Origin of the sequence: Arthrobacter sp. NPDC057013, assembly GCF_042674585.1 — a bacterium.
Lineage (GTDB): Bacteria > Actinomycetota > Actinomycetes > Actinomycetales > Micrococcaceae > Arthrobacter.
The window spans coordinates 1-4,624 of record NZ_JBHUSE010000044.1; the positions used below are offsets into that span (position 1 = coordinate 1).

4 protein-coding genes are annotated in these 4,624 nt (G+C 63.1%); 3 read left to right on the forward strand and 1 reads right to left on the reverse strand.

Translation table 11 applies throughout. The annotated features are described in order from the left end of the window. Positions 1 to 272 precede the first annotated feature (272 nt). Positions 273 to 1,760 carry a four-carbon acid sugar kinase family protein gene (locus tag ACFTSA_RS24290; RefSeq protein WP_377954673.1) on the forward strand — a complete coding sequence of 496 codons (1,488 nt, stop codon included), beginning with the start codon at positions 273 to 275 and terminating at the stop codon, positions 1,758 to 1,760. Between the two features lie 64 nt (positions 1,761 to 1,824). After that, entirely contained in the window at positions 1,825 to 2,676 is an 852-nt protein-coding gene (locus ACFTSA_RS24295; RefSeq protein ID WP_377954674.1) for a class II fructose-bisphosphate aldolase, read from the forward strand. Positions 2,677 to 2,893: 217 nt separating this feature from the next. On the opposite strand, the gene ACFTSA_RS24300 is transcribed toward ACFTSA_RS24295, so the two are convergent. Continuing rightward, positions 2,894 to 3,571 carry an aspartate/glutamate racemase family protein gene (locus ACFTSA_RS24300; protein ID WP_377954676.1) on the reverse strand — a complete coding sequence of 226 codons (678 nt, stop codon included), beginning with the start codon at positions 3,569 to 3,571 and terminating at the stop codon, positions 2,894 to 2,896. Between the two features lie 271 nt (positions 3,572 to 3,842). Between ACFTSA_RS24300 and ACFTSA_RS24305 the strand changes: the two genes are divergently transcribed. Further along, on the forward strand, positions 3,843 to 4,238 hold the full coding sequence (locus ACFTSA_RS24305; protein WP_377954677.1) for a hypothetical protein: 396 nt from the start codon (positions 3,843 to 3,845) through the stop codon (positions 4,236 to 4,238). Positions 4,239 to 4,624 lie beyond the last annotated feature (386 nt).

The following is a 4,624-nucleotide window of genomic DNA, read 5'->3' on the forward strand; positions in this document are numbered from 1 at the left end:
CGGCTACGAATTCCTACCCAACGAAGGCCCCACCCCCATCAAGGCCATCGAACCCACCGAATTCCTCCGCTTCGTCCTCCACACCTTCTAAAACCGGACACCCCAACGGGCAACACGGAACCACCCGTGTTGCCCGTTGGCGTGCCTAAGGGTGGCCGTAGATCATCCAACCGCAGGCGCCTCCGGGCTCTGGCAGCTTCGTGGAAGCCGGCATTGGGATGCGGCCGGTCCTGAAGATTTGCAATCAATAACCCCACACAATGGAGTGCATAGTGACACTTGAAGCCGATGTTCTGGCCCCCTTCCCGGCGGAACTTCAGATTCCAGCACAATCAGTAGCCGCAGCCGTAGCTGCGTCCTCGGAGGCGACGAGGCGTGTCCTGGTGGTGCTCGATGATGACCCCACTGGCACGCAGTCCGTGGCGGATTTGCCCGTGCTCACCCGCTGGGAGGTTGCCGACTTCACCTGGGCATTCAGCCAGTCCAAGCCAGCGGTGTATGTCCTCACCAACACGCGCAGCCTCGACCCCGAAGAGGCGGCTGCCCGCAACGGGGAAGTGGTCCGCAACGCCCTAGCCGCAGCAGGCAGCATCAAGGTCGGCTTCGTGAGCCGCAGCGACTCCACCCTCCGCGGCCACTACCCGCTGGAACCGGACGTCATCGCCGCCACCGTGGCATCTGTGACCGGTGAAGCCACCGACGGGGTGGTTATCGTTCCCGCCTTTCCCGACGCCGGCCGCCTCACCATCGGCGGTGTCCACTACATGCGTGGCGCCGGGGACGACACCGGTAAGCTCACCCCTGTCGCTGAGACGGAGTTCGCCAAGGATGCCACCTTCGGCTTCGCCAACTCCGAGCTGGCCAAATACGTGGAGGAGAAGTCGCAGGGCCGTTTTGCCGCTGGGTCCGTGATCGTCCTGGACCTGAACATCATCCGTGCCGGTGCATCCGCCCAGGACCCGGCCATCTCTGCGAAGGCCATCGCCGACGCCATTGAAGGAGCTACCAACTCCACGCCAATTGTGGTGGACATCGTCACCGAAAACGACTTGCGTGCGTTGGCGCTGGGCCTGGAGGAGGCGGAACGGCGGGGCAAGAAACTGCTCTACCGCGTCGGGCCGCCGTTCGTCCGCGGCCGGATCGGCCAGGACGTGCGCACTGCCCTTACCTCCGGGGAAGCCTATGACGGCAACACCCCCTCCAAGGCCGGTGGCCTGATCGTGGTCGGCTCGCACGTCGGGCTCACGACCCGCCAGTTGAACGTCCTCAGCGCCGAACACAGCTCCGCGAGCATCATCGAGATCGACGTCGAAAAGCTCCTCGCCGACGAATCCGCCGCCGCTGCCCACTTGGACCGGGCGGTGGAGGCTGTCGTTGAGGCCCTTCGCGCCGGCGATGTCATCGTCCACACCAGCCGGCTGCTGATAAAGGCCGATGACCCTGCCGAAAGCCTGCGGATCGCCCGCACCGTGTCCGCCGCCGTGGTCGCCGTGGTCAACCGCGCCCTGAAGACCTTCCCTCCGCGGTTTGTCATCGCCAAGGGCGGCATCACGTCCTCTGACGTGGCCGCTCACGGCCTGGAGATCCGCCGCGCCATTGTCCGTGGCCCGATGCTGCCGGGCATCGTCTCCCTCTGGGAGCCCGTGGACGGCCCCGCCAAGGGCATTCCCTACATTGTCTTCGCCGGCAATGTTGGGGACGACCAGTCCCTCGCAACAGTCACCCGTAAACTCAGCAACACCTTCGAATCCGGCAGGTGAAGGAGAGCATGCGCAGCAACCATAAGTCGGCCATTCCCAAAATCTTTGAAGGGCGGGCCATTTAGTGCGTACCCGACTCGATGACCTTGTCACCGCCGCACTGCAGCGCGGCTCCGCTGTTCCAGCCTTCACCTGCTATGACTTCACTACCGCGCTAGCGGTTGTCACGGCGGCTGAGGATGCACACCAGGGCGTGATTCTCATGGTTGCGCCCAAGACCGCGGCCACGCCCAATGGACTGCGTCTGATCGCCGCACTGCGAGGACTCGCAGATGCTGCAGGTGTGCCGGTAGCCGTGCAGCTGGATCATGCTACACATCTTGGGGTCATGAGAGAGTCCGTTGCTGCAGGGGCGGATTCGGTACTTGCCGACGGTTCGTCTCTCCCGTTTGAGAACAATGTCCAGCTGGTCCTGGCGGCGCGCGCTCTTCTGGGGCGTGACGTCGTGCTTGAAGCCGAACTGGGCGGTCTTGCTGGCGACGAGGACCGAGCCTTTGGCGCGGATCAGTCCGGCGTGCCGGTGGCCGGCCTGACCGACGCGAGCCAAGTAGAAGACTTCGTAAGCCGTACCGGCGCCGAGCTGCTTGCCGTGGCAGTGGGCAACGTCCACGGTAAGTACAAAGGCGAGCCGCAGCTACGCTGGGACCTCATTGAGGAGATCGCAGAAAGGACAAGCGTCCCGCTGGTGCTGCACGGGGCCTCAGGTATCCCGCCAGAAGAACTTGCCAAGGCGCCGGCAAGGAACGTCGGCAAAGTCAACTTCAACACCGAGCTCCGCACTGGAATCCTGAAGACCCTCCAGGAAGAACTCCCGGACCATCGCAGAGACGGCGAAAATATACAGGGCTTGCTCGGGCATTGGAACACTTCGGCCAAGGACTTCGCCAGTGGAGCCCTAGGCATCCTCACCCGCTAATTCAACTGCCCGGGACAGCCGCTCGATTTCCAGCCGCGGGCAGTCCCGGGCAGTCCCATTCATGCGGGATTTGCTTGGCCTGCTGGACGCTCACAAGTCACCTTGGATACCGGGCGAGGATTGGACAGCCGTGGTTAAACGCTGATGCCGGCGCAACAGATTCGTTGCGCCGGCATCATGCGTAGGGGCTGATATGGCCCACTCGTTGCACGGGAGGTCAGACAGCCAGTTCCGCCACGCGCTGCGCCAGGTAATCGACGCCCATCCGAGGACTGGACAGCACGGTCAGGTTGGTCTTTTCCTGCAGGACTGGAGCGAGGCGGTTCATCGAGGCCTGGGCCAAGACGATCAGGTCGACGTTTCCGGCAAGATCCGTGGCCTGTTCGATGATCATGGAGTCGTGCTTTTCCCTGTCACCTGACATGAGGACCGAGAACGCTCCTTCACACAACCGCTGCTCAATCGTGACGCTGCGCCCCAACTCGTTTGCCTTGGCCTGGATCAAATCCGAGGTCGGACCAAGCGTCGTGGGCACGGTGGCCAAGACCCCAATGCGGGTTCCGTCGCTGGCCGCCCGAAGCGCCATCGCCTCATCGATCTTGATGACCGGCGTGTGGACATTGCGGGCAGCAACGTCCAGGGCCGGCCCCAGGGAGGAGCAAGCGGAAAAGATGATGTCCGCTCCGGCGGCCTCTGCAGCCTGCGCCAAGTGGGTCATCCGCTCCTCGCTCTTACGGGAGATGCCGTTTTCCCGCTGAACGGTGGCGAGGACGTCGGAATCAACAAAGTGCATGACTTCAGCATCAGGAATCAACTCAGCGATCAGGTTATTGATCACAGGTTCGACGGAGACAAATACGAAGCTGGTGTGCAAAATCGCGATCTTCTTTGACACGCTAATACTTCCTTAGTGGTTGGTTTCTGAGCGCTCTATGGCTCGTCACGAGTGCGTCTTGAGAGTCGGGAGCCCGCAGGAATGGATACGGACCCCTGTAGACGGTATCCCGTATTATGGGATAAAGTCAATACTGAAGCGGCCGGTTAGCCACCACTGCATTGCACCTGACGTGCAGGGCTCTGGCCTTCCGGAGCGGTGCGAGGTTCGGGTCGCACCCCGCCGAAATCACAAGAAACCTTCATCTGCGGCACCGCAAACAGGAGAAGACATGGCAGCGACACTGAGAACATCCCCCAGCTCCGGCCAGTTCGTGGGATCAGCGGTGGTTGCGGGAGCCACTTACGGCCCGCACCATACCCTTCTGCGGTTGAAGACCTTCAGGGGGGAACTTATTGACTACCGCCTCGGCGACGTTCCGGACCCTGCGGGGATAGTTGACGTCAGCAGCAACGGCCTGCGGCCCATCTCGGTCAAGATCCGGGACGGCGGCAAGCAATGCAGTGTGGTTGCACTTGCTGCAGCGGGCGGGGCGCGAGCTCTCACCGTTACCCTGCGGACCGCCCTGGCGCTGTACAAGTCGGGCGTCCACGCAGTGGTCGACGGGGGGCTTTCAGCCCCAGCTCCCTGTACCACCAGGAACGCAGCAGTGACAGCCCTGCGGTAGCGGGCGACGTGCCAGGCGGTTCGAGCACGCACCGTGGTGGATGCCCGGCACGCTTCCTCTTGCCCAGTTGAGAGCATGCTGCCCCCTCTTACCGGGTGCGCCCCCGGCCGGGAGGCCCAAAGCTGGCCGAGTTGCCGCCTGGGAGCCTGCGCCTGGCACCGCCCCAGCAGAGGAGGGTTCCCGTCACCGGGAACCCTCCTCTGCTTTTTGTATTCTGTGCCCCACGCAGAATGCGATCGGGCGGAAGGCCGCTCCTGCTCGCGTCAGTTGGTGTAGGGGAGTTCGCGTGTGGTGGTGAGGTCCCAGACGACTGCTTTGCGGCGGGTGTACATGGCGACGGAGTCGAAGCCGTTTTCTTTGCCGAAGCCGCTTTGTTTCATGCCGCC

What these genes read in the sequence shown, in the direction of transcription:
- ACFTSA_RS24305 (WP_377954677.1), top strand. Translation starts at nt 3,843, where the DNA reads ATGGCAGCGACACTGAGAACATCCCCCAGCTCCGGCCAGTTCGTGGGA.